The organism is Stutzerimonas zhaodongensis (assembly GCF_003696365.1).
GTDB lineage: Bacteria > Pseudomonadota > Gammaproteobacteria > Pseudomonadales > Pseudomonadaceae > Stutzerimonas > Stutzerimonas zhaodongensis.
In genome coordinates, this window is sequence record NZ_RFFM01000002.1 from 968,424 (window position 1) to 994,674 (window position 26,251).

The 26,251-nt window shown below is 60.1% G+C and carries 27 protein-coding genes and 1 other RNA gene; 16 read left to right on the forward strand and 12 right to left on the reverse strand.

Annotation, left to right across the window (positions count from 1 at the left end):
- Positions 1–40 precede the first annotated feature (40 nt).
- The gene (grpE, locus tag EA797_RS12920) at positions 41–610 is read right to left on the reverse strand and encodes a nucleotide exchange factor GrpE (RefSeq protein WP_122165749.1); all 570 of its coding nucleotides are present in this window, start codon (positions 608–610) and stop codon (positions 41–43) included.
- Between the two features lie 224 nt (positions 611–834).
- On the opposite strand from grpE, the gene recN reads away from it, so the two are divergent.
- Entirely contained in the window at positions 835–2,511 is a 1,677-nt protein-coding gene (recN, locus tag EA797_RS12925; protein ID WP_122165751.1) for a DNA repair protein RecN, read from the forward strand.
- A 56-nt stretch (positions 2,512–2,567) separates the two neighbouring features.
- On the opposite strand, the gene fur is transcribed toward recN, so the two are convergent.
- Entirely contained in the window at positions 2,568–2,975 is a 408-nt protein-coding gene (fur, locus tag EA797_RS12930; protein ID WP_021209135.1) for a ferric iron uptake transcriptional regulator, read from the reverse strand.
- Positions 2,976–3,068: 93 nt separating this feature from the next.
- On the opposite strand from fur, the gene EA797_RS12935 reads away from it, so the two are divergent.
- The gene (locus tag EA797_RS12935) at positions 3,069–3,572 is read left to right on the forward strand and encodes an outer membrane protein assembly factor BamE (protein WP_122165753.1); all 504 of its coding nucleotides are present in this window, start codon (positions 3,069–3,071) and stop codon (positions 3,570–3,572) included.
- A gap of 64 nt (positions 3,573–3,636) precedes the next feature.
- On the opposite strand, the gene EA797_RS12940 is transcribed toward EA797_RS12935, so the two are convergent.
- Together EA797_RS12940 and EA797_RS12945 are read right to left on the reverse strand one after the other, a co-directional pair.
- A complete protein-coding gene (locus EA797_RS12940) occupies positions 3,637–3,960 on the reverse strand; it encodes an RnfH family protein (RefSeq protein ID WP_122165755.1) in 324 nt (107 codons plus the stop codon).
- Positions 3,953–4,387, reverse strand: coding sequence for a type II toxin-antitoxin system RatA family toxin (locus EA797_RS12945; protein WP_122165757.1), 435 nt, complete (start codon positions 4,385–4,387; stop codon positions 3,953–3,955). The genes EA797_RS12940 and EA797_RS12945 overlap by 8 nt, the downstream gene beginning before the upstream one ends.
- Before the next feature lie 223 nt (positions 4,388–4,610).
- On the opposite strand from EA797_RS12945, the gene smpB reads away from it, so the two are divergent.
- Positions 4,611–5,093, forward strand: coding sequence for an SsrA-binding protein SmpB (gene smpB / locus EA797_RS12950; protein ID WP_122165759.1), 483 nt, complete (start codon positions 4,611–4,613; stop codon positions 5,091–5,093).
- Between the two features lie 90 nt (positions 5,094–5,183).
- Here the strand turns inward: smpB and EA797_RS12955 are convergent, their stop codons facing one another.
- Complete coding sequence (locus EA797_RS12955; protein WP_122165761.1) at positions 5,184–5,957, reverse strand: GntR family transcriptional regulator; 774 nt, start codon at positions 5,955–5,957, stop codon at positions 5,184–5,186.
- 279 nt (positions 5,958–6,236) lie between these two features.
- Here EA797_RS12955 and EA797_RS12960 point away from each other — a divergent pair, with 279 nt between their 5' ends.
- The 5 genes from EA797_RS12960 (at position 6,237) to ssrA (ending at position 13,187) form a co-directional block, all read left to right on the forward strand.
- Positions 6,237–7,931, forward strand: coding sequence for an L-lactate permease (locus tag EA797_RS12960; RefSeq protein WP_122165763.1), 1,695 nt, complete (start codon positions 6,237–6,239; stop codon positions 7,929–7,931).
- Between the two features lie 168 nt (positions 7,932–8,099).
- Complete coding sequence (gene lldD / locus EA797_RS12965) at positions 8,100–9,269, forward strand: FMN-dependent L-lactate dehydrogenase LldD (protein ID WP_122165765.1); 1,170 nt, start codon at positions 8,100–8,102, stop codon at positions 9,267–9,269.
- Between the two features lie 64 nt (positions 9,270–9,333).
- Positions 9,334–12,171: an FAD-binding and (Fe-S)-binding domain-containing protein gene (locus EA797_RS12970; protein ID WP_122165767.1), complete on the forward strand. Its 2,838-nt coding sequence runs from the start codon at positions 9,334–9,336 to the stop codon at positions 12,169–12,171.
- A gap of 166 nt (positions 12,172–12,337) precedes the next feature.
- Positions 12,338–12,646, forward strand: coding sequence for a hypothetical protein (locus tag EA797_RS12975; RefSeq protein ID WP_122165777.1), 309 nt, complete (start codon positions 12,338–12,340; stop codon positions 12,644–12,646).
- Between the two features lie 149 nt (positions 12,647–12,795).
- Positions 12,796–13,187: a transfer-messenger RNA gene (gene ssrA, locus EA797_RS12980) on the forward strand.
- Positions 13,188–13,271: 84 nt separating this feature from the next.
- On the opposite strand, the gene EA797_RS12985 is transcribed toward ssrA, so the two are convergent.
- The gene (locus EA797_RS12985) at positions 13,272–14,084 is read right to left on the reverse strand and encodes a TlpA disulfide reductase family protein (RefSeq protein WP_122165779.1); all 813 of its coding nucleotides are present in this window, start codon (positions 14,082–14,084) and stop codon (positions 13,272–13,274) included.
- Positions 14,085–14,452: 368 nt separating this feature from the next.
- On the opposite strand from EA797_RS12985, the gene EA797_RS12990 reads away from it, so the two are divergent.
- Positions 14,453–14,668: a hypothetical protein gene (locus EA797_RS12990; RefSeq protein WP_122165781.1), complete on the forward strand. Its 216-nt coding sequence runs from the start codon at positions 14,453–14,455 to the stop codon at positions 14,666–14,668.
- A gap of 11 nt (positions 14,669–14,679) precedes the next feature.
- Here the strand turns inward: EA797_RS12990 and mdtD are convergent, their stop codons facing one another.
- Positions 14,680–16,089, reverse strand: coding sequence for a multidrug transporter subunit MdtD (gene mdtD / locus EA797_RS12995; RefSeq protein ID WP_122165783.1), 1,410 nt, complete (start codon positions 16,087–16,089; stop codon positions 14,680–14,682).
- A gap of 311 nt (positions 16,090–16,400) precedes the next feature.
- Here mdtD and EA797_RS13000 point away from each other — a divergent pair, with 311 nt between their 5' ends.
- The 5 genes from EA797_RS13000 to EA797_RS13020 all read left to right on the forward strand — a co-directional run bounded on the left by EA797_RS13000 (position 16,401) and on the right by EA797_RS13020 (position 20,207).
- Complete coding sequence (locus tag EA797_RS13000; protein WP_122165785.1) at positions 16,401–16,934, forward strand: iron transporter; 534 nt, start codon at positions 16,401–16,403, stop codon at positions 16,932–16,934.
- 13 nt (positions 16,935–16,947) lie between these two features.
- Entirely contained in the window at positions 16,948–17,280 is a 333-nt protein-coding gene (locus EA797_RS13005) for a cupredoxin domain-containing protein (protein WP_122165787.1), read from the forward strand.
- Between the two features lie 21 nt (positions 17,281–17,301).
- A complete protein-coding gene (locus EA797_RS13010; protein ID WP_122165788.1) occupies positions 17,302–18,159 on the forward strand; it encodes an FTR1 family iron permease in 858 nt (285 codons plus the stop codon).
- The gene (locus EA797_RS13015; protein ID WP_122165790.1) at positions 18,156–19,532 is read left to right on the forward strand and encodes a 4Fe-4S binding protein; all 1,377 of its coding nucleotides are present in this window, start codon (positions 18,156–18,158) and stop codon (positions 19,530–19,532) included. The genes EA797_RS13010 and EA797_RS13015 overlap by 4 nt, the downstream gene beginning before the upstream one ends.
- 216 nt (positions 19,533–19,748) lie before the next feature.
- Positions 19,749–20,207, forward strand: a complete 459-nt coding sequence (locus tag EA797_RS13020) for a GNAT family N-acetyltransferase (protein WP_122165791.1) — start codon at positions 19,749–19,751, stop codon at positions 20,205–20,207.
- 323 nt (positions 20,208–20,530) lie between these two features.
- Here EA797_RS13020 and EA797_RS13025 read toward each other — a convergent pair whose 3' ends face one another.
- The 3 genes from EA797_RS13025 to EA797_RS13035 all read right to left on the reverse strand — a co-directional run bounded on the left by EA797_RS13025 (position 20,531) and on the right by EA797_RS13035 (position 23,450).
- On the reverse strand, positions 20,531–21,226 hold the full coding sequence (locus tag EA797_RS13025; protein ID WP_122165793.1) for an anaerobic ribonucleoside-triphosphate reductase activating protein: 696 nt from the start codon (positions 21,224–21,226) through the stop codon (positions 20,531–20,533).
- 2 nt (positions 21,227–21,228) lie between these two features.
- Positions 21,229–21,393 (reverse strand): anaerobic ribonucleoside-triphosphate reductase, encoded by a 165-nt coding sequence (gene nrdD, locus EA797_RS13030; protein ID WP_122165795.1) that lies wholly within the window; start codon positions 21,391–21,393, stop codon positions 21,229–21,231.
- 68 nt (positions 21,394–21,461) lie between these two features.
- Positions 21,462–23,450, reverse strand: a complete 1,989-nt coding sequence (locus EA797_RS13035) for a ribonucleoside triphosphate reductase (RefSeq protein ID WP_425275571.1) — start codon at positions 23,448–23,450, stop codon at positions 21,462–21,464.
- Between the two features lie 252 nt (positions 23,451–23,702).
- On the opposite strand from EA797_RS13035, the gene EA797_RS13040 reads away from it, so the two are divergent.
- Together EA797_RS13040 and EA797_RS13045 are read left to right on the forward strand one after the other, a co-directional pair.
- A complete protein-coding gene (locus EA797_RS13040; RefSeq protein ID WP_122165799.1) occupies positions 23,703–24,380 on the forward strand; it encodes a Crp/Fnr family transcriptional regulator in 678 nt (225 codons plus the stop codon).
- Positions 24,381–24,478: 98 nt separating this feature from the next.
- Positions 24,479–24,874, forward strand: a complete 396-nt coding sequence (locus EA797_RS13045) for a putative zinc-binding protein (protein WP_122165801.1) — start codon at positions 24,479–24,481, stop codon at positions 24,872–24,874.
- Here EA797_RS13045 and ubiT read toward each other — a convergent pair.
- Together ubiT and EA797_RS13055 are read right to left on the reverse strand one after the other, a co-directional pair.
- The gene (ubiT, locus tag EA797_RS13050; protein ID WP_122165803.1) at positions 24,871–25,362 is read right to left on the reverse strand and encodes a ubiquinone anaerobic biosynthesis accessory factor UbiT; all 492 of its coding nucleotides are present in this window, start codon (positions 25,360–25,362) and stop codon (positions 24,871–24,873) included. The two genes, EA797_RS13045 and ubiT, sit on opposite strands and share 4 nt — an antisense overlap.
- On the reverse strand, positions 25,356–26,246 hold the full coding sequence (locus EA797_RS13055) for a U32 family peptidase (RefSeq protein WP_122165805.1): 891 nt from the start codon (positions 26,244–26,246) through the stop codon (positions 25,356–25,358). The genes ubiT and EA797_RS13055 overlap by 7 nt, the downstream gene beginning before the upstream one ends.
- Positions 26,247–26,251: the final 5 nt, after the last annotated feature.

The following is a 26,251-nucleotide window of genomic DNA, read 5'->3' on the forward strand; positions in this document are numbered from 1 at the left end:
AAAAACGCTTGGCTACGAGATGGGGGTCACTAGCCGAAATTCAAGCCTTCTCATCAATCGAAGGCGGTGTTTCTGCAGGCGCCTTGCTGACCACGACCATGGCCGGACGTAGCAGGCGCCCGTTGAGCAGATAGCCTTTCTGGAAGACCTTGAGCACGCTTCCCGGCTCGGCATGGGTGCTTTCTTCCATTGCCATCGCCTGATGGTGCTCGGGATTGAAGGGCTCGCCCTGCGGATCCAACTGGACCAATTGATGGCGGGCCAACGTATCCAGCAGCAGCTTGAAGGTCAGCTCCACACCCTCACGCATCGGCTTGACCGCTTCGTCGTTAGGATTCGACAGCTCCAGGCCGCGCTCCAAGCTGTCTGCTACGGCAAGCAAATCACCGGCGAACTTCTCCAGCGCAAACTTGTGCGCCTTCTCAATATCCTGCTCTGCGCGGCGACGGATATTCTGGAGCTCGGCCGCCACGCGCAGCGACTGATCCTGCGCGGCTGCCAGCTGCTCCTCGAGGGACTGCACGCGAGCAGCCAGATCCTCGGTCTTCCCGGCTTGCTCGCTTTCGTTCTCTTCGGGGGTCTGGTTGTCCAGGTTCTGCTCGTCGGCCATGCGGTCCTCCTCATCGATACGTCTGCGGGCGTTGGCCCGCGCTTGTGCCGCTATATGGGGGCAAGAATTCATGCTTCAAGGGCAAATTCACATCTCAACCCACGGCGAAGAAACAGGCGAAGTCGCTATGCGCACCTTGTTTACAGGCCATTGGGCTCTGGCTGCTTGAAGGGCAAACCAAAAGCACTGTATAAATAGCCAGTCGCCTACGCAGGAGCCCTGCCATGCTGGTCCACCTCTCGGTTCATAATTACGCCATCGTCGAGCATCTTGATCTCGAGCTGAAACGCGGCATGAGCGTGATCAGCGGGGAAACCGGCGCTGGCAAGTCGATCATGCTCGACGCCTTAGGGCTCACCCTTGGAGACCGGGCAGACAGCAGCGTGGTGCGTATTGGCGCCGACAAAGCCGACATCCTGGCCAGCTTCGACCTGGATGACATCCCGGACGCTCGCACCTGGCTCGCTGAACGGGATCTCGACAACGACGGCCCGTGCATTCTTCGGCGGGTCATAACGGCCGAGGGCCGGTCCCGCGGCTACATCAACGGGACGCCTTGCCCGCAGGGAGACCTGAAGGCCCTGGGCGAGCTATTGATCGACATCCACAGCCAGCATGAACATCAGTCGCTGCTCAAGCTCGACACCCATCGCCGTCTGCTCGACGAATATGCAGGGAGCCAGGATCTGGCGCGCCAGGTGCAATTGGCTGCGCAGCGCTGGCGCCAGACGCGTCAGACACTGGAACGTCTGAGCAACAGCAGTGATGAGCAGCGCGCTCGCCATCAGTTATTGAGCTATCAGCTCGAAGAGCTTGAAACGCTGGCTCTCGGCGAAGACGAGCTCGAACAGCTTGAGCAGGAGCATAAGAATCTCGCAAATGCCGAGCACTTGCTCGGCGCCTGTCGTCAGGTCCTGGACCTTTGCAGCGAGAGTGATGCGGGCAATGTGCTTTCGGCATTGACGTCGAGCCTTCAGCGTCTGACGTCATTCCAGAACCAACCAGGGGCCCTTGGCGAAGCAGTCAACCTTTTATCGAGCGCTCAGATTCAGGTTGAAGAGGCCGTAGGCGAGCTGAACCGATTCCTCGACCATTTCGACTCCGACCCGCAGCGCCAGCAGACGCTGGAGGAACGACTAGACACCATTTATACGCTGGCGCGCAAGCATCGCGTAAAGCCACAGGAACTGACCACCCTCCAACAGGGATTGTTCGAGGAACTGGAAAGCCTCAACGCCGATGATGATGCGCTCGAGCAGCTCGGAGAGGAATTGGCTGCATACGCACAACACTACAGAGACAAAGCCGAGGAGCTCAGCGCCGCTCGACAGCGCGCGGCCGAATCTCTCGCGGTGGCGGTCGCAGCGGAAATCCAGCGGCTGGGGATGCCGGGAGGCCAATTCAGCGTAGTGCTCAAACCTACGCCAGGCGATGACCTCATGCCGCATGGACTTGAGCAGGTTGAGTTTCTCGTCAGCGCCAACCCCGGACAGCCGCTACGCCCTCTAGCGAAGGTGGCGTCCGGTGGCGAGCTTTCGCGGATCAGCCTCGCAATTCAGGTGATTACTGCCCAAACCTCGCGGACACCAACCCTGGTCTTCGACGAAGTGGACGTCGGCATTGGCGGCCCCACTGCCGAAGTCGTCGGCCAACTGCTGCGCAGGCTTGGCGAGCGCGGCCAGGTGCTCACTGTCACGCATCTACCTCAGGTGGCAGCGCAAGGGCACCATCATCTCTTCGTGCATAAAGCGCGCGGCCGGGATGAGACGCACACGGCGGTGGCGGCTCTGGAAGGAGCCGAGCGGGTGGAAGAGATCGCACGAATGCTCGGCGGCGTTGACTTGACCGAGCAAGCACTGGCTCACGCACGGCAGATGATCCGCTCTGCACAACCCTCATGACCGAGACAAAAAAGGCGACCATCAAGGTCGCCTTCTACTGTTCAGCCATCGCGTAATCAGTCAGCTTTCTTACGGACGTAAAGCACCAGGTTATGGTCGACCAATTCGTATCCGTGGCGCTTTACGATCTCTTTTTGCAGCTTCTCGATCTCAGGATCGAAAAATTCGATCACATCACCGCTGTCCACGCAGACCATGTGGTCATGGTGACCACCGTCAGCCAATTCGAATACCGCATGGCCACCGTCGAAGTTATGCCGAACCACAAGGCCAGCTGCCTCGAATTGGGTCAACACGCGGTATACGGTCGCCAGACCGACATCCTCGCCGGCTTCCATCAACGCCTTGTAGACGTCCTCGGCGCTCATGTGGCGCTGGTCGGTGGTATCCAGCATTTGCAGGATCTTGACCCGTGGCAGGGTTACTTTGAGACCGGCTTTACGTAGTTCGCTATTTTCGACCATGGTTGGCTTTCTCGCTGCTGCTGTTTCGCAGCCTCCTTCAATACGGGTATGATCCGGGCTTTGCCCAGCCAAGATAGTGGAAGTCACCTACCGATGCAAAACACCAAGCTCATGCTGTCCAGCCTCACGCTCGTGGGCCTGTTCGCACTCGCCGGTTGTTCATTCCCCGGGGTTTACAAGGTCGACATTCAACAGGGCAATGTCGTTACGCAGGACATGATAGACCAGTTGCGCCCAGGAATGACCCGATCGCAAGTGCGGTTTATCATGGGCAATCCGCTGATTACCGACACCTTCCATGCCAATCGCTGGGATTATCTGTACAGCATCCAGCCAGGTGGCAGCCAGCGGCAGCAGGAGCGCGTAAGCCTGGTCTTCAATGCCAACGACCAGCTGGCTGGCCTCGCAGGCGACTTCAAACCTGGCGTCAGTCGTGACGAGGCCATCCTGGGCACCGAACGCCGCCCGACCGATGCACCGGCTCGTCCGGCACAGGATGCGGTCGAGGCGGGATCTCTGCTCGATCAGATTCAGCGCGATGTCGATGCAGCCGAGCCTGTACCGGTGCCTACCCCGGACCGCCTCGAAACGAACTAATAAACACGCGCAGATACAAAAAAGCCCGGCGCGCCGGGCTTTTCTTTGCGCCACTGTTCAGCAGTTAGGCCTTAGCGGCGTCGTCAGCCTTGTTTTGCGCTGCTTTGGCTGCTCGTTGTTTACGCACTTCCTTAGGGTCAGCAATAAGCGGCCGATAGATCTCCACTCGCTCCCCTTCCTCAAGCACCCGTTCATCCGGCTTGGGCACCGCCTTGCCGAAAATACCCAGCGGCGCCGTCACAAGATCAAGCCCAGGGAAGAAGCCATCCATTGCGGAACGCAATGCAGCCTCTCGAACGGTTGTGCCCTGCGGAACAGCCAGACGTAGCAGCTTTTGCTTGTCAGCCAATGCATAGACCACTTCAACAGCGATCATCGGTTTATCCATAGAGCGCTTTTGCCCTTTCACAGAATGCGTCGACAAGTGTGTTGGCAGCTTGATTGAACAGCGGGCCGAGTGTGGCGCGGACTAGCGGCCCGGCATAATCGAAGGTGAGGTCAAGACTGATCTTGCAGGCCTTCTCGCCCAAGGCCTTGAACTCCCAGATACCGTGCAGATGACTGAACGGCCCTTCCTCCAGCGTCATCTCGATGCGTTTGCCTGGCTGCAGCTCATTACGCGTCAGAAATCGCTGACTCATGCCTGCTTTGGCCACCGTCATGCTGGCCTGCATCTGGCTTTCACTGCTGGACAGAACCTCGGTAGCCGAACACCAGGGAAGAAATTGCGGATAACTGGCTACATCATTGACCATGTCGAACAGTGCGTGCGCCGGATAGGGCAGCAGCGCCGAACGTTGAATATGCGTTGTCATTCAGTCCCTTCTACTTCGTCAGTCGACTATCGGCAGCTGCGGCCAGGGCTTTCAGCTATTCCGAGAGCTTGCGTAGCCCCGGAGCGCCGCAAAGCGAGCATTTGAGCATGAGCAACCTCAAAGATGCCCATTGTCGGGGATAAGCGCACCCCTCTCAAGTTTCGCACCGTCGCAGCATCAGGTTATCGCCAGCCGCAACGCGACTCCCTATAATGCGCAGCCTATGGCCAAACAGAAGAAACAGTCCCCCGGGACCATCGCGCTAAACAAGAAAGCGCTACACGACTACTTCATCGAGCAGAAATTCGAGGCTGGCCTCGTTCTGGCCGGCTGGGAAGTGAAAAGCCTCCGCGCTGGCAAGGCGCAACTGGTAGACAGCTACGTTCTGCTCAAGGACGGCGAAGCCTGGTTGATGGGGTGTCATATCACGCCTCTGACTACTGCCAGCACGCATGTCATTGCCGATCCGACTCGCACCCGCAAGCTGCTTTTGAACAAACGAGAGCTGGGCAAGTTGTTCGGCGCCGTGCAGCAAAAGGGCTATGCCTGCGTAGCGCTGTCGATCTACTGGAAGAAGCACCTGATCAAGTGCGACATTGCACTGGGTAAGGGCAAGAAGGAATTTGACAAGCGCCATACCGAGAAGGAGCGCGACTCCGACCGCGAGATCCAGCGCGCCATACGCAGCAAGGGCAAGGACGACTGAGTCCGCAGCCATTCAGAGCGGGTTCGCCCGCTCGTCACGCATCTCGCCTTAGGCTGGCAAAGCAACACCATTAGCCAGGCATTCCCGAAATCACTCCGAACGACCCTGCCGGCGCTGCGCCCGAGCCAGGCGCTGGGCTGCCTGCTGCCCTTCGGCCAGTACCTCCTGCACATAGCTGATGTGACGATGGATCACATCGCGAGCCTCACCTGCGCGACGCGCAATGATGGCGTCGTAAAGCTCCTGATGCTGGCTCATGAGCATGTCCCTCGTTTCATTGCGCAGCGCATACATACCGCCGATATTGGTCACGACGTTACGCTTGAGCAGATCGAACAGCCCACGGATGGTGTGCAGTAAAACCGCGTTGTGACTGGCCTCGGCAATGGCCAGATGAAATCTCGCATCGGCAGCGCCCTCTTCAGCGCGGGTCACAGTGCCTTCACGCTGATAGCAATCCTGCAGAGCCGCGAACGCTTCGCCCAAGCGTTGCTGATCAACTTCCGTTGCCCGCAGAGCCGCATAGTAGGCGCAACTGCCTTCAAGGGTATGGCGAAACTCCAGAAGGTCGCGCTGCGCGTCGGCATTATTTTCCAGCAGATGCAGCAAGGGATCACTGAACGTCGAGCCCAGTGATTCAGCAACGAAGTTGCCCCCACCGTGACGACTCACAAGCAGCCCTTTGGCCGCGAGCTTCTGAATTGCCTCGCGCAACGACGGCCTGGACACACCGAATTGCTCTGCCAGGACACGTTCGGCCGGCAGCCGCTCGCCGGCTTTGAGAGTACCTTCGAGGATCATCGCTTCCAGCTGTTCGACGATGTTATCGGCCAGCCTCCGCTGACGCACCATTCCCACTTCCATGCCGCCTCTCGATTGGTTTGACCACTTGCGTGATATCCAGCGTAGCCAGTGGCGTGGCGCCTAGCAACAAGCGCAAATGCTACGAAAGTCTATACGACCTCAATTGACGCCTCGCCATGAGACCTCATACGCTGGCCAGACCTTCCTGTAAATTGGTATTACCAGTTTACAGTCAAGAGCTTCCAACAAGAAGAGGACACATCATGCGGTCTCCATTCATCCGTTCAATACCAGTCCACTCAGGGCTCCGTTCGTTCACTTCGATCATGGGAGCCTGAAATGTCTAACGGATTGCTCGCCCTGTTCGCTTTCACCCCGATCCTGCTCGCGGCGGTACTTCTGATCGGTCTGCGTTGGCCCGCGAGTCGCGCCATGCCTGTCGTGTTTCTGTTCACGGCCGCCATCGGCTTGTTCGTCTGGGACATGAGCGTCACCCGGATCATCGCTTCAACCTTGCAGGGGCTGGTCATTACCCTTGGCCTGCTCTGGATAATCTTCGGCGCGATACTGTTGCTGAATACACTGAAGCATTCCGGCGGTATCACCGCAATCCGTGCTGGCTTTACGACCATCAGCCCCGACCGACGAATCCAGGCGATCATCATAGCCTGGCTGTTTGGCTGCTTCATCGAAGGTGCATCCGGTTTCGGTACGCCCGCTGCGATCGCTGCACCTCTGCTGGTCGCGGTGGGGTTCCCTGCCATGGCGGCGGTTCTGATGGGCATGCTCGTGCAAAGCACACCGGTATCCTTTGGAGCAGTAGGCACACCAATCGTGGTTGGCGTGAACAGTGGCCTTGATACCGCCACGCTCGGCGAGCAGCTTGTTGCTCAAGGCTCCAGCTGGCCGATTTTTCTGCAGCAGATCACCAGCAGCGTGGCGATTACCCATGCCATCGCTGGCACCGTCATGCCGCTGATCATGGTGATGATGCTGACGCGCTTCTTCGGCAAGGATAAGAGCTGGAAACCAGCATTCGAGGTGCTGCCTTTTGCACTTTTCGCAGGCCTGGCTTTCACTCTCCCCTATGTCGCCACTGGCGTGTTTCTCGGCCCGGAATTCCCATCGCTTCTAGGCGGCCTGGTTGGTCTGGCAATCGTTACCACGGCAGCTCGCTTCAACTTCCTGACGCCGAAATCCACTTGGGACTTTGCCGACGCCAAAGACTGGCCCGCCGAGTGGATCGGAACCATAGAGATGAAGCTGGACGACCTGGCTGCACGCCCCATGAGCGCCTTCCGCGCCTGGCTGCCCTACGTGCTGGTCGGTGCGATTCTGGTGATCAGCCGAGTCTTCCCGCAGGTCTCGGCGGCGCTGAAGACGGTCTCCATCGCGTTCGCCAATATCCTTGGCGAGACGGGCGTCAGCGCCAGCATCGAGCCGCTCTTCCTGCCAGGCGGAATTCTGGTTGCCGTAGTACTGATCACCTTCTTCCTTCACAGCATGCGCGCCTCGGAACTCAAGGCAGCGGTCAAGGAATCGAGCAGTGTGCTGTTGAGCGCAGGTTTCGTGCTGCTGTTCACCGTGCCGATGGTGCGCATCCTGATCAACTCCGGGGTAAACGCTGCAGACCTGCCAAGCATGCCGATCGCCATGGCGCGCTACGTCGCAGACAGCGTCGGTGGAATCTACCCGCTGCTTGCACCCTCCGTCGGTGCGCTGGGCGCGTTCCTGGCAGGATCGAATACTGTCAGCAACATGATGTTCAGCCAGTTCCAATTCGGCGTGGCTCAGTCGCTAGGTATTTCTGGCGCGATGATAGTGGCAACGCAGGCGGTCGGCGCTGCGGCGGGCAACATGGTTGCCATCCACAACGTGGTTGCGGCTTCGGCCACTGTGGGCCTGCTTGGTCGAGAGGGAGTCACCCTGCGCAAGACCATCTGGCCTACCCTGTACTACGTACTGGCTACCGGCATCATCGGCATGGTCGCGATCTACGTATTCGGCGTAACGGACCCGCTGGTTGGTACCTGACGCAACCTCGTTCTGCCCCTACTCGTCGGGGCAGAACTGTTTGGCCCTAAGCCCTGTAGCTGCGCCGCGTCCGCGCTGACAGGGCAGAATTATTTGAGACGACGCCTTCGTCACGTCATGGACGGGAGCGCCCGGGACCCACTTTGTTTCACTCGGTGAGTACACACGATGATCATCTCCGCCTCTACAGATTACCGCGCTGCCGCAAAACGCAAACTGCCCCCTTTTCTTTTCCATTACGTCGATGGCGGCGCCTACGCCGAGTACACCCTGCGTCGTAATGTGGAGGACCTGGCAAGCATTGCCCTGCGCCAACGCGTGCTGCGCAACATGTCGGAGTTGAGCCTGGAAACCCAGCTGTTCGGTGAAACCCTGTCGATGCCGGTTGCACTCGCGCCGGTCGGGCTCACAGGCATGCTTGCCCGCCGCGGCGAAGTGCAGGCAGCGCGTGCAGCCGATAAGAAAGGCATCCCGTTTACACTGTCGACGGTGTCGGTCTGCCCGATCGAGGAAGTCGCACCGGCAATCAAGCGTCCCATGTGGTTCCAGCTCTACGTGCTGAAAGACCGCGGCTTCATGAAGAACGCCCTGGAGCGCGCCAAGGCGGCCGGCGTCACTACCCTGGTGTTCACTGTGGATATGCCGACACCCGGTGCCCGCTACCGCGACGCGCATTCCGGCATGAGCGGCCCGAATGCCAATATGCGTCGGATGGTACAGGCCATGACTCATCCACTCTGGGCCTGGGACGTAGGCCTGCACGGCAAGCCGCATGATCTGGGCAACATCTCCACCTACCGCGGAAATCCTACGGGGCTTGAAGACTACATCGGCTGGCTGGCCGCCAACTTCGACCCGTCGATATCCTGGAAGGACCTGGAATGGATCCGCGAATTCTGGGACGGCCCGATGGTGATCAAGGGCATCCTCGATGCAGAAGATGCGCGTGACGCCGTCACCTTTGGTGCAGACGGCATCATTGTGTCCAACCACGGCGGCCGGCAGCTGGACGGTGTGCTGTCCAGTGCCCGCGCCATGCCGGCCATCGCTGACGCAGTCAAAGGCGATCTGAAAATCCTGGCCGACTCTGGTATTCGCAGCGGCCTCGATGTCGTGCGCATGATCGCTCTGGGTGCAGATACGGTCATGCTGGGTCGCGCTTTCGCCTACGCCCTGGCGGCTGCTGGCGAAGCAGGCGTAACCAACCTGCTCGACCTGATCGAGAAGGAGATGCGCGTCGCCATGGTGCTGACGGGGGCCAAGTCCATCAGCGAAATCACCACCGACTCGCTGGTCCGCGAAATCGACCGCTACCAGACCAGCCGCGTCGTGGACTAAGCAACACTGATACAAAGAGAAGGCCGCGCGTCCGACGTGGCCCGCTTTCTTACCGGAGCCTCCGATGACCGCGACTGCCGCTTTACCGACCGACTTCCTCGCTGCCGTCGAAACGCTGATCCCGGCCGAACGCCGCTTCGACGACCCGCTCTCGACGCTGGCCTTTGGCACCGACGCAAGCTTCTATCGGCTGATTCCCAAACTGGTCGTTCGGGTCGAGTCGGAAACGGAGGTAGTGAGCCTGCTCAAGCTGGCCCACGAGATGAGGGTGCCGGTGACTTTTCGCGCCGCCGGTACCAGCCTGTCCGGTCAGGCAATTTCTGATTCCGTATTGATCGTGTTGGGTGATAACTGGAACGGCCGCGAAATCCGGAATGACGGCGCGCAGATTCGCCTGCAGCCTGGCGTCATCGGCGCTAACGCCAATGCGGTCTTGTTACCCTTTCAGCGCAAGATCGGCCCTGACCCGGCCTCGATCAATGCAGCCAAGATCGGCGGAATCGTCGCTAACAATTCCAGTGGGATGTGCTGCGGCACGGCACAGAACAGCTACAAGACACTTGCAGGCCTGCGCGTGGTATTGGCAGACGGCACCGTTGTCGACAGCGAAGACGCGGCCAGCGTCCAATCCTTCCGCCAGAGCCACACTGCCCTGCTCGATCAGCTCGCCGAGCTGGGCCGTGCTACGCGCGCCAATACCGAACTGGCCGCCAAGATCCGCCACAAATATCGACTGAAAAACACAACGGGTTTCTCGCTCAACGCCTTGGTCGATTACGACGAGCCGCTCGACATCCTCAACCACCTCATGGTCGGTTCGGAAGGCACGCTCGGCTTCATCAGCGCGGTTACGTACGACACCGTGCCGGACCACCCGCACAAGGCCAGCGCACTGGTCGTCTTCCCTGACGTGGAAACCTGCTGTCTTGCCGTTCCGGTACTCAAACAGCAACCCGTATCAGCGGTCGAACTGCTTGATCGGCGCAGCCTGCGTTCGGTCGAGAACAAGGCCGGCATGCCCGAATGGGTCAAGGCGTTGTCGGTTAACGCCTGCGCCTTGCTGATCGAGTCCCGCGCGGCGAGCCAGACGCTTCTTCACGAACAGATCAACCTGATCATGACGTCCATCGCGCATTTCCCTGTGGAAAAGCAAGTCGACTTCAGCGAAGACCCGGTTGTTTATAACCAGCTCTGGAAGATCCGCAAGGACACCTTCCCCGCCATCGGAGCGGTACGTCAGACCGGGACCACAGTCATCATCGAAGACGTGACCTTCCCTATCGAGCGCCTGGCCGAAGGCGTCAACCGCTTGATCCAGCTATTCGACAAGCACGCCTACAGCGAGGCGATCCTGTTCGGCCACGCCCTGGAAGGCAACCTGCACTTCGTCTTTACGCAGGGCTTCGACGATCCACTGCAAGTCGCTCGTTACGAAACATTCATGCAGGACGTCACCCAGCTGGTCGCCGTTGAGTTTGGCGGCGCGCTGAAAGCCGAGCACGGCACCGGCCGCAACATGGCGCCCTTCGTAGAACTGGAATGGGGGCAGGAAGCCTATCAGCTGATGTGGCAGATCAAGCGTCTGCTGGACCCGCAAGGCATCCTCAACCCGGACGTCATCCTCAGTGAAGATCCGCAGATCCATCTCAAGCACCTCAAACCGATGCCGGCTGCCGACGAGATCGTCGACAAATGCATCGAGTGCGGCTTCTGCGAGCCGGTCTGCCCATCCAATGGGCTGACCCTGACGCCGCGCCAGCGCATCGTCGTCTGGCGCGACATTCAGGCAAAGACGCGCGCCGGCATAGACACATCTGAACTCGAGCGCCTGTTTGGCTACCACGGAGTCGAGACCTGTGCGGCCACCGGTCTATGCGCTCAACGCTGCCCGGTAGGCATCAACACTGGAGATCTGGTGCGCAAGCTCCGTGGCCGCGACGCTGACAACACCCGTGGGGCAAACTGGTTGGCCGAACACTTCAGCACCGGCGTTCAAGGTGCGCGTTTCATGCTGCATGTCGCCAATGGCGCGCACCTGATGATGGGCACTCGCCTGCTCAGCAAGACCTCGGCGGCATTCACCAAAGCCAGCAAAGGCCGAGTTCCGCAATGGACGTCGGCAATGCCGCAGCCCCTGCAGCGGCTGCATCTGCCAAAACCGTCGCCGGATGACGAAAGACCACGCGTGGTCTACCTCGCTGCGTGCGTATCCCGAGCCATGGGCCCGGCGGCACGCGATCAGCAGCAGGAGCCGCTGCTCGACACCACCCGCGCCCTTCTGGAAAAAGCAGGCTATCAGATCGTATTTCCCGATGATCTGAACAACTTATGTTGCGGGCAACCCTTCGCTTCCAAGGGCTATGCCGAACAAGCCGAAAAGAAACGACAGGAAACGTTGGATGCATTGCTCAAAGCAAGCCGAGGCGGCCTCGACCCCATCTATTGCGACACCAGCCCCTGCACGCTCCGCATGGTGCAGGAGCTGACGGACGATCGCTTACAGATATTCGACCCTGTACGTTTCATCCGCACCCACCTGCTCGACAAACTTGATTTCGAGCCGCAGGCCGGCCCCATCGCCGTCCACGTAACGTGCAGCACTCAGCACCTCGGCGAAGCCCAGGCATTGATTGATATCGCCCGCCGATGCGCCAGCGAAGTGGTGGTGCCAGAAGGTATCCATTGCTGCGGTTTCGCAGGCGACAAAGGCTTCACTACCCCGGAGCTCAACGCACACGCGTTGCGAAACCTCAAAAATGCCGTGAAGACCTGCGAAGAAGGCATCTCCACCAGCCGCACCTGCGAGATCGGCTTGTCGCAACATGGCGGTATCGACTACCACGGACTGGTCTATCTGGTTAACCGAAACAGCCGGGCCAGAGCGGCTGCTGTCTCGACCTGAGCCCTCATGAGAAAGTAAGCGCGTAACAACGATAGAACGCTCGAGCGGAGCCGCAGTCCGATATTGGGAGCCCAGGAACAGAAACGGGCTCGACTCACCTCGGTGCCGCCACGCAATTTGCGTAACCAAGCGGACCGCCGGGAAGTTAACCCCCTGGAGGACTCTCATGAAGAAATTTGCCCTACTCGCCGCCGCCGCTCTGATCGCCAGCCCAGCAGCTTTCGCCGCTGACAAAGATCTCTGCCAGCTGAATATGCAAGAGATCGATGACAACATGACCACCAACCAGGCAACCCTTGGCGAGCCTGCCCGCAGTGAAATCGAAGAGCTGGTCAGCCAAGCCAAACAGGCTCAGCAAGCTGGCAACACCGAAGAGTGCATCGCTCACTCCACCAAAGCGCTGCAGGAACTCAAAGGCCCAGGCAGCACTGGTTCGGGCGGCACAGCTGGATCCGGTTCGGGTGCGAGCAACTAAGTCGCACATGGCAAGGCCGCACGTTATTCGGCCTTGCCGGTTTCACCCTTGAAAATCGACTGACCGACCTTATCTATTACATCAAGCGTTCGACGTATCCCGTGTGGAGGCGTACACTGCGCAACACATGAGGCTGCTACACGCTTCATGGGGCCGATTAGGATTCGACGCCGGTAACAAAGCTCTAGGTGCATGCCGAGTTGGTAACAGAACTCGTAAATCCACTGTTGCAACTTTCTATAGTTGCCAATGACGAAAACTACGAGGGCTACGCTCTCGCTGCGTAAGCAGCGCGACTAGTCCTTCTGGTAGCTTCGGCTCCAGCGATCACTAGGGGATGCCTGTAAACCCAAAGTGATTGTCACGTAGAACAGGATCGCCGCGTAGTACGTTGTGGACGAAGCGGCTAAAACTTACACAACTCGTCCAAAGCACCCTGCCAGTCGGGCGGCTGCGGATTAACTTAATAGACACGGCTAAGCATGTAGTACCGACAGTGGAGAACTGGCGGACGGGGGTTCAAATCCCCCCGGCTCCACCAAATTAAAACCCCTGACTTTTCACGAAGTCAGGGTTTTTTGCTTTATGGGGTTAATACAACATAGGTTCTTTGGTTCACTGATTCTCACTTGGCACTCGCTTTCATCCCTTCCAGCGCCCGAGCCAGACTCGCCTCGGACAATTCACCGATGTGGCTGCCGATCTGGCGTCCCTGGGCATCGTAGAACAGTGTCGTGGGCAACGCCGATGAGCCAACATGCTGGCCAAGCCGCCCGCCGGAGTCGAGCAGGACGTTTTCCAGAACGTATCCCTCGGCATCTAGAAATTCCGTGATGAGGTGCGCTCCTTCGCCCTGATTGACGAATAGGAAGGTCACCTCTGGTTCGTTGCGCTGCGCTTGGGCCAGCACGGGCATTTCCCGACGGCACGGTGGACACCAGGTCGCCCATAGATTGACCACTAAGGGTCTGCCGACGAATTCATGCAAGGCAACTGGTGCCCCACGGTTGTTCCTCAGGCCGATATCAGGAAGCCGCGTGCCTTGCTCGAACGCATATAGGCCGATACTACCGAGCCCCCAGCTCAAGACCCCAACCGCCATTGCCCACCCCAAGGGCTTGCGCACCGCACCATCGCGCCAGGCAAGCGATACGCCCCACAGGATGGCGACCAGAATCCCCGGCCATACAATGAACCCGCCGTCGCGGATATCGATCACGCGCCAGGGCTCGTCCCGAAAATACTCGACATAGACCACCACGAAAGACAAGCGAGCGACTACCAGTGCAACCAGTAACAACCTGAACAGTTGCTGCTCTGGATTGCGCTGGCTACGTCGCCCGAGCCACCACCCCGTCAGCATCGAGAGGAACAGGCTCACCAGTAGCAGCACGTGCGAAACGGCCAGTGCCAGTGGTCCCACATTGACCGTTAACATTCGTCGTGCTCCGTCGTTGGGTTCCACCAGCTGGGCATTGACGTTGTGCGCCCGTGCAGTCCCCGACCGGCAGTGCTGATCTTCAGCGGGTGGCAAGCATACCCACCACACAGGCTTGGCCTGCATCGAATCCCCGCAGAAAACCGTTACCGGATTTCACTAAAGCAACTGCGAGCGGCTTCTGGTCAACTCATTCATTAGCAATCGGCGAAGGCACCGCGCGGACCACATCGGGACTTAACCGTTCAGCGGGAAACGGCTTCAAGGCGATGAGCGGATGCTTCCAAACGAGCGCCAGCTGTCAGAATGACATCACGGCTGCACAGAGGCGCAGCCACTCTTCTGAACCGAGCACGAGCCTGCTAACCATGTCTTGCGAAAAACTCTACACCATTGTCCTGGAGCACAGCCTGGAGGTACTCCTCGAGGCCGCCACGATGGAGCAGGTCGAGGCATTTTGGGATGCGTATGACACGCGCTACTTTGGTCTGCGCATGGAGGAAGAAAACAGCCACCACGCCCGCGTGATCGTGACTGACGAGATCCCCGAGGAAGAAGAGGAAGCCGAGCTCTGCCTCGACTGATCGACTCCGTCTCATTCCTCGTCGATAAGTCGCGCCGCCATGGTCTGCTTGCTGTCCAGTTGAAAGAACAGCGATGCAGCCAGCATCGACATCCCGCCGATACACAGGAAAGTCAGATGGAAGGCGTCCAGCACCGCCTCCCCTTCAGCTCCTGGCGCGGTAAAGCCACCCAGTAACGCTCCCGCCGAGGCAACTCCAAGGCTCATCGACAACTGCACGACCACCGAGAGCAGGCTGTTGCCGCTGCTGGCGTTCCGATTGCTGAGCCCAACGAGGGTGACGGTGTTCATTGCGGTGAACTGCATCGAATTGACCATGCCGATCAGACTAAGGTGCACGAGTAGCAGCGCCGTAGGTGTGTGTGCGTCGATGGTCGCCAGGCTTGCGATCAGGCTGCCCAACAGCAGCGTGTTGCCAATCAGGATGCGACGGTAGCCGAGACGGTCGATCAGCGGCTTGGCCAACGGTTTGATGAGCATTGCGCCAAGTGCCAGCGGGATCATCGTCATTCCGGCCTGGGCCGGCGAATAGCCCAGGGCAACCTGAAGCAGCAACGGCACCAGAAACGGCAACGCACCGCTGCCCAGCCGAGCAAACAGATTACCGAAGATGCCCACTGCAAAGCTGCGGGTGTGGAAAAGCGCTGGGCTGAATAGCGGCTTTTCGATATGTCCCGCACGCAGCCAGTAAGCGGCCAGGCAAGCAGCGCCGATCATCATCAGCAACAGGACACGTGCGTGTGGCATGTGCATTTCGCCGAGGCCTTCCAGCGCAATGGTGATCAACACCATGGCGCCGCCGAAAAGCAGAAAACCGACCGTATCGAAACGGATTCGCTCAGCGCTTTTCAAATCCGGCATGAACCGGAACGCAGCAATGCAGCCGATCAACCCCACCGGCAGGTTGATCAGAAATATCCAGTGCCAGGACGCGTATTCCACCAGCCAGCCACCAAGGGTCGGACCGATCAGCGGGCCGACCATGCCCGGTAATGCAATGAAGGTCATCACCCGCACGAACTCGCTGCGCGGATAGGCTCGCAGGATCACAAGACGTCCTACCGGCAGCATCAGCGCGCCGCCCACCGCTTGCACGATCCGCGACATCACCAGCTGATTGAAGCTATCGCTGATCGCACAGAGCAACGAGCCAAGGGTGAACAACAGGATGGCCGAGAAAAAGATGCGTCGGGTACCGAAACGATCCGCCATCCACCCGGACGCGGGTATCAGCAAGGCCACCGTGAGCATGTACGCGATTATCACGCCCTGCATACGCAATGGGTCCTCGGCGAGATCGCGCGCCATGGCTGGTAATGCGGTATTTAGGATGGTGCCGTCGAGGGTCTGCATGAAGAACGCGATGGCGACCAGCCAGGGCAATACGCGGGCGGTTCGAGCGTCCAGTACAGCGGTTTGCATGAAATCTCCCGACTCGAAAATGCATATGGTAGGCCGCGCCTCCAGTCACGGCACTGACATTAGTCTCTTGGCACTCAGGCCTCGCTCGATCGCCCGAGCGGGCGCGCCGACAGGGTGTGACAACGCAACGCACCCACCCGCTCCCAACGCCCGTGACCCGCGCGATTGAGCCGTTCAAGCACTGTTGAGACGTCCAGCCAAGCCTATACGTAACAAACTATTTCATCCAGAATTGACGCGAATCATTATCGTTAACCCTCGCGAATGCGAACCTCTGTTCGTCATTCCACAACGCCCCGTTTGGAGGCCTCATGCGTATCCCCGCGACAATCGCCATTGCATCGCTGCTCCTCGCCCCCCTCGCTCAAGCCAAGGAATACCCCATCGGCGAACCGCAACAGTGTGGTGGCATGGAAGTCGGCGCCGTCTATCTGCAGCCGGTCGAGATGGAGCCAGCAGGCATGATGCTGGACGCCTCGAAGTCCGATGTACACCTTGAAGCCGACATTGCTGCGACCGAAGACAACCGTAACGGCTGGCAGGAAGGCAGTTTCGTCTCGTATCTGAATATCCGTTACTCCCTGACCAAGAAAGGCTCGGATGAGAAGATCGAAGGCGACTTCCACCCGATGGTCGCCAACGACGGACCGCACTATGGCGACAACGTCAAATTGATGGGCCCAGGCAAATACTCACTGACCTTCACCATCTCGCCTCCAGGCGGCGATCACGCCATGTTTGGCCGTCATGTCGACAAGGAAACCGGCGTCGCGCCCTGGTTTGAGCAGTGCACGTTGAACTACGAGTTCACCTACGCCGGCATCGGCAAGAAAGGCGGTTATTGAGCCGGAGGTCAGTATGCGACGCGCTCTGCTCCCGACCCTCGCCCTGCTCGCTGCCGGTTTCGCTGGTAGCGCCCAGGCCGGGTTGCCCACCTACGAGCTGACCATCCGTGACGGCCACTTCGAGCCGTCGACCATCGAGGTACCGGCTCGCCAGCGCTTCAAGATCGTGGTCATCAATGCCGGCAGTGGGCCGACCGAGTTCGAAAGCACGCCACTGCGGGTTGAAAAGGTGCTCTCACCCGGCGTCACCTCGTTCGTCGTGATCCATCCGCTCAAACCCGGCCGCTACCCCTTCTTCGATGAGTTCCACATGGATCTTCCGGAAGGGGAAATCATCGCCAAGTAGCGCCTTCACAGGAGAAGCGAAATGGGCCAATCAATGTTCATCGTCTGGCGCGAAAGCGTCGAGGCGCTACTGGTCATCGGCATCCTGCATGCCTGGCTGAGCCAGCAACCGGGCAATCGTCACGCACTACGCATGCTCTGGAGCGGCGTGGTGGCTGGGCTGGGACTGGCCTCGCTGCTGGGCTGGGGCATTCTCAGTGCTGGCGACTGGCTGGCCGGTCCGGCCGGTGAATGGTTCCAGTGCGCCATGCTGGTAATCGCCGCGTTACTTATCCTGCAGATGGTCGGGTGGATGCACCATCACGGGCGCGACCTCAAACGCAACCTGGTGAACAGTGCCGCAGCCAGCCTCAGCCAGGGGAGTGGCATCGGGCTGTTGGTGCTGGCGATGCTTGCCGTAGCGCGTGAAGGCAGTGAAACCGTGGTGTTTCTCTACGGCATCGGGCACCAGCAGCAAGGCGCCGACCTCACCGGATTCGTGATCGGCGGTGTACTCGGTTTCGTACTCGCCTTGCTCAGCTACGCGACGCTGCAAGCCGGCAGCCGATTTATCTCGTGGAAACGTTTCTTCAAGGTCAGCGAAGCCCTGCTGTTGCTGCTCGGCGCTGCCTTGCTGATGGCCGGGCTCGACCGCTTCAGCGGTCAACTGATGGGCATGGATATCCCAGAAATCTTCTACACGGCTTTTGGCGATCCACTGTGGGATACCTCGTCACTGCTCGACGATGGCGGCACGCTGGGTAGCACCATCGCGGGTCTCACCGGATATCGCGCCATGCCATCGACGGCCGCGGTTGCGATCATGGCAATGTACTGGCTGGCGGTCTGGCTCTGGTTGAGGCCGCGTATGCAACCGCAGCTGGAGGCTCAGCCCGCATGATGGCCGCCTCGCCGTGGCTGGAACGCGCAGGCGACCTGTTGCGCCAGCATGCCCGGACCATCCGACTGATCCAGTGGCTGGTGGTGGGGTTCTATCTGGTATTGCTGCTTGTGCCAGCCGTCCTTTCGCTGCCGCCCTCCGAGGCGCGCATGCTGGACAACATCACAGTGTTCGCTCAGTTCCTGTTCTGGGGGCTGTGGTGGCCGTTCGTGCTGCTGTCGATGGTGTTGTTCGGCCGCCTCTGGTGCGGCGTTCTTTGCCCCGAGGGTTCGCTCAGCGAATGGATCAGCTGGCGCGGATTGAACAAGCGTACCCCGCAGTGGATTCGCTGGAGCGGCTGGCCAACCATTGCCTTCGTACTGACCACCGTTTATGGGCAGCTCATCAGCGTTTATGACTATGGCCGTGCTGCGGCGCTGATTCTTGGCGGATCTACCGTTGCCGCAATGATCGTCGGCTTCCTCTATGGCCGCGGCAAGCGGGTCTGGTGTCGGCATCTGTGCCCAGTCAGCGGCGTGTTCGGCCTGCTGGCGCGCCTCGCGCCGATGCACTACAAGGTCGATGAAGCGCGCTGGCAGGCCAATCAGGGCCCGAAGCTGGCCACGCCCAACTGCGCCCCGCTGATCGATATTCGCCGCATGCAAGGCAACAGCGAATGCCACGCCTGTGGGCGTTGCAGCGGGCAGCGCGGCGCCGTCGCCCTCGCTGCTCGATCACCGAACCAGGAGATTCTCATCGTCGGCGACAAGCCGCAGCACGACCATTGGGACAGTACGCTGCTGCTGTTCGGCATGATCGGGCTGGCCATGGGCGCTTTCCAGTGGACGGTCAGCCCCTGGTTCATCACCCTCAAGCAGACCGCAGCTGAATGGCTGGTGGACCGCGATATTTTCTGGCCGCTGGAGGCCAACGCACCCTGGTGGTTGCTGACCCACTACCCGCAAGCTAACGACGCCTTCACCTGGCTCGACGGCGCGGCCATCCTCACCTATATAGGCGCCAGTTCGCTGGTGATCGGCGGTGCCCTGTGGCTGCTGCTGCGCGGCGCCGTCGGTTTGATGAACCGCGGCGACAATGTGTTCCAGCATCTGGCCCTGGCATTGATACCTTTAGGCGGCGCCGGGCTGTTCCTTGGCCTCTCAGCGACCACCATCAAGCTGTTGCGCTACGAGGGTTTCATCCTCGCCTGGGTGCAACCGACCCGCGCCCTGCTCCTGGCCGGCGCCATAGCCTGGAGCCTGTACCTGGCCTGGCGTGTGATCAGCCGTCATGGCGCCAATGGCCTGCGTCGGCTGGCGGCGTTCGGTTGCGTCGGGGTGGCCACCGCGGTAGTGGGTTACGGCTGGTATCTGCAGTTCTGGGGTTGGAGCTGATCGTACAATCAGAACGTCGCTGGACCAGAGCAAAGTTTGTCTGGTGTCGCCCGCAGGCCCTGATCTCGCGCGCCTTGCGAGCTTGCTCGACCCCACAAGAGCGAGCCAGCGCCGAATAGTCAGAGGGAGGCACCTGCTGCGAAACGGTATAGCCGACAGCCTTTTGGTTCGGGATGCGTTTAGTATCCGCTACAGGTTTCTCTGCGAGTCGGCGCCATGTCAATCAACTGGATCAGCAAACACCACACTGAACTCAGCACGCAGGAGCTCTACGCCATTCTGCGCCTGCGCGCGGATGTCTTCGTGGTCGAGCAACAATGCGTGTACCTGGATGTCGATGGCCAGGACCTGCTGGGCGACACCTGCCACTTGATGGCCTGGCAAGAGCAGCAACTGGTGGCGTACCTGCGGCTGCTCGACCCGATTCAGCAAAACGGAGACGTGGTCATCGGCCGCGTCGTCACTGCGCCTTCGGCCCGCGGCCAGGGCATTGGACATGAATTGATGGTGCAGGCACTCGACCATGCCGGAGAAAATTGGCCGGGCCAGCCGATCTACCTGTCCGCACAGGCCCACCTGCAAGGCTATTACGGCCGCTACGGCTTCGAGCCGGTGGGCGAGGTTTATCTCGAGGACGGGATTCCACACATCGGCATGCGCCGGGATTTTGGATAACCGCGCACAGCCCGCTTGGGCTCAGCTTCATCTGGCTTCTTTGTAATGGTGGGCTCAAGCCCACCCTACCTGACTATGACCGGTATCTGCAGTTCTGGGGTCGGAGTCGATCATCAACGCCACCCTCTGTAAGAGTCAGCTTGCTGGCGATCTTTGTTCAACGACTCAAGAGCCGTTCAAGCACCTGATCGCGAGCTCGCCCCGACGAAAAGCAGCATATGAGTGCGCCGCTCCGCACATCTTCAGGAGCAAGGTCTGCTTATGCCTGCAGCGCGTAGGTTGGGCTTTAGCCCGCCGCCACGCGGCAACGAAGACCTTCTCCCTTACCCTCGCAGCACGAAGGTTGGAAACAGCGTTCCCATCCGATCCCAGAGCTTCTGCTGATCATATGGCGGGTGGCTGTCTGTGAGGGTCTCGTCGAGCATCCGCGAGGTACGCACACATTGCACGGCAAAACGCTCCACTCCCAAAGCGCGGAGGCGCTGGGCCATGTCCCACAGACGATCTGCATCGAACAGCTGCCAATGGACCGTGGTGCGGCACTCGTGGGCAACCTCGCTTTCCAGCAGGTGCTCCAGACTCTTCCAATTGGCTTTGCCGCTGCCTTCTACGCCGGTGATCAGCGTGCTGTGCTCCGGCAATGCCTTGACGTCGAAGCCCACCCAATCCACCAGCGGTAGCACCTGACGGAACAACCTGGGCTTGATGCCAGCGCTGTGCAGCCCGACTTTGAAGCCCATCGACCGGACCTGGGCAATGGCGTCTGGCAGGGCCAGTTGCAAGGTAGGTTCGCCACCGCTGAACACCACCGCCTCGAGCAAGCCGACACGCTGCTCGAGAAAACCTAGTACGTCCTGCCAGCTGCGCTCCTCGGCGCCGCAACTCGGAATCAACTGCGGGTTGTGGCAATAGCGACAACGCCAGCCACACCCCTGGCAGAACAATACGCAAGCCAGGTGATCGGGGAAATCCAGCGTGGTCAGGGGCACCATGCCCCCGACCCTTAATGCAGCACCCACGGCTACCGCGCCAAGCTGGCCGCTTGCTCGGTGAAATGCATGCGCTCCCGGTGCTCGGACTGCTTGCCGGGATTGAAGGCGGTAACCGGACGGTGATAGCCCATCACGCGGGTCCAGACTTCGCAGCGCTGGCGTTGGGCTTCGGGTAGTTGAGTGGCTTGGTTCATGTGGCTCTCCTTTAGCATTGATGGTTTGGCGCAAGATGGTCGCCAGCAAGCTGGCTCCTGAAACTCGATCAGGCGCAGCAGCTTTGTTGCTTGGCGATAAGCGCCTCGTCGCATTTCGGGCAGAACTCGTGTTCACCGGCCAGGTAGCCGTGTACCGGGCATATCGAGAACGTCGGCGTCACGGTCAGGTAAGGCAGGCGGTACCGACCTAATGCGGTACGGACCAGGTTCTTGCACGCCTGTGCCGACGAGATCTGCTCGGCCATGTACAGGTGCAGCACCGTGCCGCCGGTGTACTTGGTCTGCAGTTCGTCCTGCAGCGCCAGCGCCTCGAAAGGGTCATCGGTAAAGCCCACCGGTAACTGCGAGGAGTTGGTGTAATACGGCGCATCGGACGAACCGGCCTGCAGAATGTCAGGGAAGCGCTTCTGATCTTCCTTGGCGAACCGGTAAGTAGTGCCTTCGGCCGGCGTCGCTTCGAGGTTGTAGAGATGGCCGGTTTCTTCCTGAAAGCGCACCAGCACGGCGCGAACGTGATCGAGCAGTTCGATGGCCATGGTGCGGCCTGCCGGCGTATGAACACCCTCGGCGTCTTCGGTGAAGTTGCGCACCATCTCGTGCAGACCGTTCACGCCGATGGTGGAGAAATGATTACGCAAGGTGCCCAGGTAGCGTTTTGTGTAGGGATAAAGCCCGGCATCCATGTGATGCTGAATCACCTTGCGCTTGACCTCGAGGCTCTGCATAGCCATTTCCAGCAGAGCGTCCAGGTGCTCGTAGAGACTCTTGCGATCACCCTGATGCAGATAGCCCAGCCGCGCGCAATTGATGGTCACCACACCCAGAGAACCCGTCTGCTCGGCAGACCCGAACAGCCCACCGCCACGCTTGAGCAGTTCGCGAACGTCCAATTGCAGGCGGCAACACATGGAGCGCACCTGGTTGGGCTGCATGTCCGAGTTGAGGAAGTTCTGGAAGTACGGCAAGCCATAGCGCGCCGTCATCTCGAACAGCCTGTCGGCGTTTTCGCTGTCCCATGGGAAATCGTGGGTGATGTTGTAGGTTGGGATTGGAAAGGTGAACACCCGACCGAGCCCGTCGCCCGCCTGCATCACTTCGATATACGCGCGGTTGATCAGCTCCATCTCATGCTGCAGCTCGCCATAGGCGAACGGCATCTCTTCGCCGCCGATATAGGGGATCTGCTCACGCAGGTCTTCCGGGCAAACCCAGTCGAAGGTCAGGTTTGTGAACGGGGTCTGCGTGCCCCAGCGCGACGGAACGTTGAGGTTGTAAATGAACTCTTGAATGGCCTGGCGGATTTCAGCAAAGCCCAGATTGTCCTTGCGCACGAACGGCGCGAGATAGGTATCGAAGGAGCTGAAGGCCTGCGCTCCGGCCCATTCGTTCTGCAGCGTTCCGAGGAAGTTGACCATCTGCCCGAGCGCACTCGACAGATGCTTGGGCGGCCCCGCCTCGACCCGTCCCGAAATCCCGTTAAAGCCTTCGTTGAGCAAGGTGCGCAGCGACCAACCGGCGCAATAGCCGGCCAGCATGTCCAGATCATGGATATGCAGATCGCCTTCGCGGTGCGCCGTTCCGATTTCCGGGCTGTAGACCTCATCCAGCCAGTAGTTGGCGGTGACCTTGCCGGACACGTTGAGGATCAGCCCGCCCAGGGAATACCCCTGGTTGGCATTGGCACGCACGCGCCAGTCCTCACGGGACAGGTATTCGTTCATCGAGGCAGCGACGTCGACGATCGCCTTGCGGTCGCGTCGCAATCGACCATGTTGCTCGCGATAGACAATATAGGCGCGCGCGGTGCCGTAATGCCCGGATTCCATCAGCACACGCTCTACCGCGTCCTGGGCCTGCTCGACCTCCACGACCCGTTGCGGCAGACGCTCCAGCACCTGCGCGGCCAGCTCCCGAGCGGTGGCCTGATCGAACTCACCAGTGGCCAGACCCGCCGCCTCGATAGCAGCCCTTATCTTGTCCAGTTCGAATGCCACCAGACGACCATCCCGCTTGCGCAACGAGATCGGTCGGCTCATCTGATCAAGCCCCAACATTACGCCTCCATCACCATATGTAGTTAAAAGCAAACCGCTAAACACAACATGATGGGAATGTAGGCAATATCGGCGTAGAACGAATTGACCATCGTCAATTCGGCCCGGATGTATTCACAGTCCGGCCCAAAGCCTCTGCGGCCAGCAATCTTGTCCGTGATCAAGGAGGCAGGCGGATGCGTGCTTCTAGGATGCAACCTCCAACATTCCCGGACGTGCGCCGGTGGAGGAAACATGCTGACCGAAACATCGCTCGTTGCGGACCTTCGCCGGCATCACCTGTTCAGCCGGCTGCCTGAGACGGCACTGCAGGAAGTCTGCGCCTCGGCCAATCTCAAGCGACTGCCTGCGGGCGCCTCGCTTTTCCACCAGGGTGACAAAGCCGAACGCTTTTACTTTCTGTTCAGCGGCCAGGTGAAGCTGCACCGGGTGGTCTGCGATGGTCAGGAAAAACTGGTCGAAGTCATCCGCCCCGGCGAGTCATTCGCAGAGGCCCTGCTGTTTACTGGCGCACCGAACTACCCGGTCAGCGCCACGGCACTCAAGGCAAGCCTCGTCGCCAGCCTCAATGGCGCGCACTACAGGCGCATGCTCGAGCAACACCCCAGTATCTGCCTGGACATTCTCGGCACCCTGAGCATCCGCCTGCATCAACGCCTGAACGAGATCGACACCTTGACGCTGGCCAACGCCAGCCACCGTGTGGTGCGCTTTCTCTACCAGTCCCAGGAGGATGACAGCGGCGTGGTCACCCTGGATGTGCCCAAGCGTTTGATCGCCTCCAAGCTCGGCATTCAGCCGGAAACCTTCTCGCGCATCCTGCACCGTCTGATCGAGTCCGGGATGATCAGCGTGCAACGGCGGCGCATCGAGATACTGGATAGCCGGGGGCTGGCTGCTTACCACGACTGATCAAGGGCGAAACGGCTCAGGTTCTTGATGATCATCATGGGTCGTCAGTCGATCGGCCAAGATACTGCGGTGAGTCATTCAGGATCGGGAGAACAAACATGACAACACCCCGCCTACCGCTTGTGTATTCCTGTTCGGGTTGCTCCAACGTGGCGCAACTGGCCAACACCCTGGCGGTGCGCCTTGACCGTGCCGGGCTCGCGGAAATGTCCTGCATCGCCGGCGTCGGCGGGCGGGTCAGCTCACTGGTCAATAAAGCCAACTCGGGCCGGCCTATCCTCGCCATCGACGGCTGCCCCCTGCATTGCGCCCGCGCATGCCTGGCCCAACATGGCGTGGTTGCCGATGTGCACATCACGCTCAGCAGCTACGGCCTGCGCAAGCGCTATCGGGATGACTGCTCCGAAGCCGAAGCGAACGCCCTCTTCGAAGACATGCGCAACATCATCGCCAGCGATCGCATGAAGCCCCGGCATCGGCTTCATTCGGTCTAGCTCGCCGGCTGCACAAGGCCTGCCTGGGCGACTTCCTCCCCCGCGCCTTGCAACAGCTTCCACAGCCACGGCGGCAGCATGTCCGGATCAAGACTGTCGATCAGGTTCTTGATCGAAAGACCGAGTTCGGTATCGCCCTCGATCACCAGCCGACGCCGAAAGAATAAGGTATCGGGATCCTCCTGGCGGCTGGCCAGCAGCAGGAACTCCCGCCAGTTGCCCCGAATGGTGACCTGCACCGGAGCCTGCTCGGCGATCTTCAGTTTCTGGCCGTCGCAGGTCAGGCACCAGGCCAGTTTGAGATCAGCAACTTCGAGGCGCATCCAGTTACCTTCCAGCGCTTCGAACGCATTCTCAGACAGGGGCGCAGCAAAGATCTGATTCAGGCTGCGCTCCAGCGCGATGCGTTGTAGCTGGAACGGCGCTCGGGCCGCCAGGGGCAGCAAGCGCTCACTGAGCTTCAATAAATGGGCGCGCGGCTTCAGCATAATCCAGCCTCCTCGGCGCGCAGCATGCCGGGCTGGCCATGCCAGTAGCCGTTACATCCATCGACGGCGAGCGGCGGCAGACCGCCCTTGCGCACCGCGTCGAAAGCCTCGACCACCTCGACCATTCCCGATGCGCGCGGGCTCAGGCGCAACAAATCAGCGCCGCACTCGACAAGCGCCGGATAATCCGCCAGCAGGTTGCTGACCGAAGCAGACATGGTCTGGATGCCGTTGATGGTGAACAGCGCCTCGCCCTCCTGGCTCAGCAGCGGGATGCCTTCGGGGTAGTTCTGGCAGCAGAACTGGCAATCGTCCTTTGGCCGGTTTTCCGCCCGGGCCGTGAAGCAGCGCGCCGAATAGGCCAGCGGCAGATGACCATAGGCGAAGATTTCGACTTCCGGCACCGCAACGCCCAGTTCCGTTAGCTGGGCCCGAGCGCTCCTGATCATCGCGCCGGAAACCTCGACTGGCGGCACCCAACGCTGCATGCCGCTGTTTACCAGCTCGGCCAGTGCGTAGCCGTTATAGAGATTCAGCGCAGGCCCACCCACGAAGGAGACGCGCTTCTCGGATAGGTATTGCACGGCGCCCATGTCATTGGCTTCCACCAGCAGCTCGCCGTTATCGCAGAGCCGACGCAGGTTGGACAGCTCCGAGGCCGCCTCGACCAGCGTCAATCCGGACATCACCAGCTCGGCGCTCGACTGCTGCGCCAGCTCGCGCGCCAGTCCGAGCCAGTCATCCAGCCCCATGTCGCGGCGTTTCGAACAGACGGTTTCGCCCAGGTAAATGACATCCAGCGGCAGATCTACCATGTCGGCGTAGAAATCCAGGGTTTGCTGGCGATCCCAATAAAACAGCACAGGGCCAAGGCTGAGCTTCATGATTG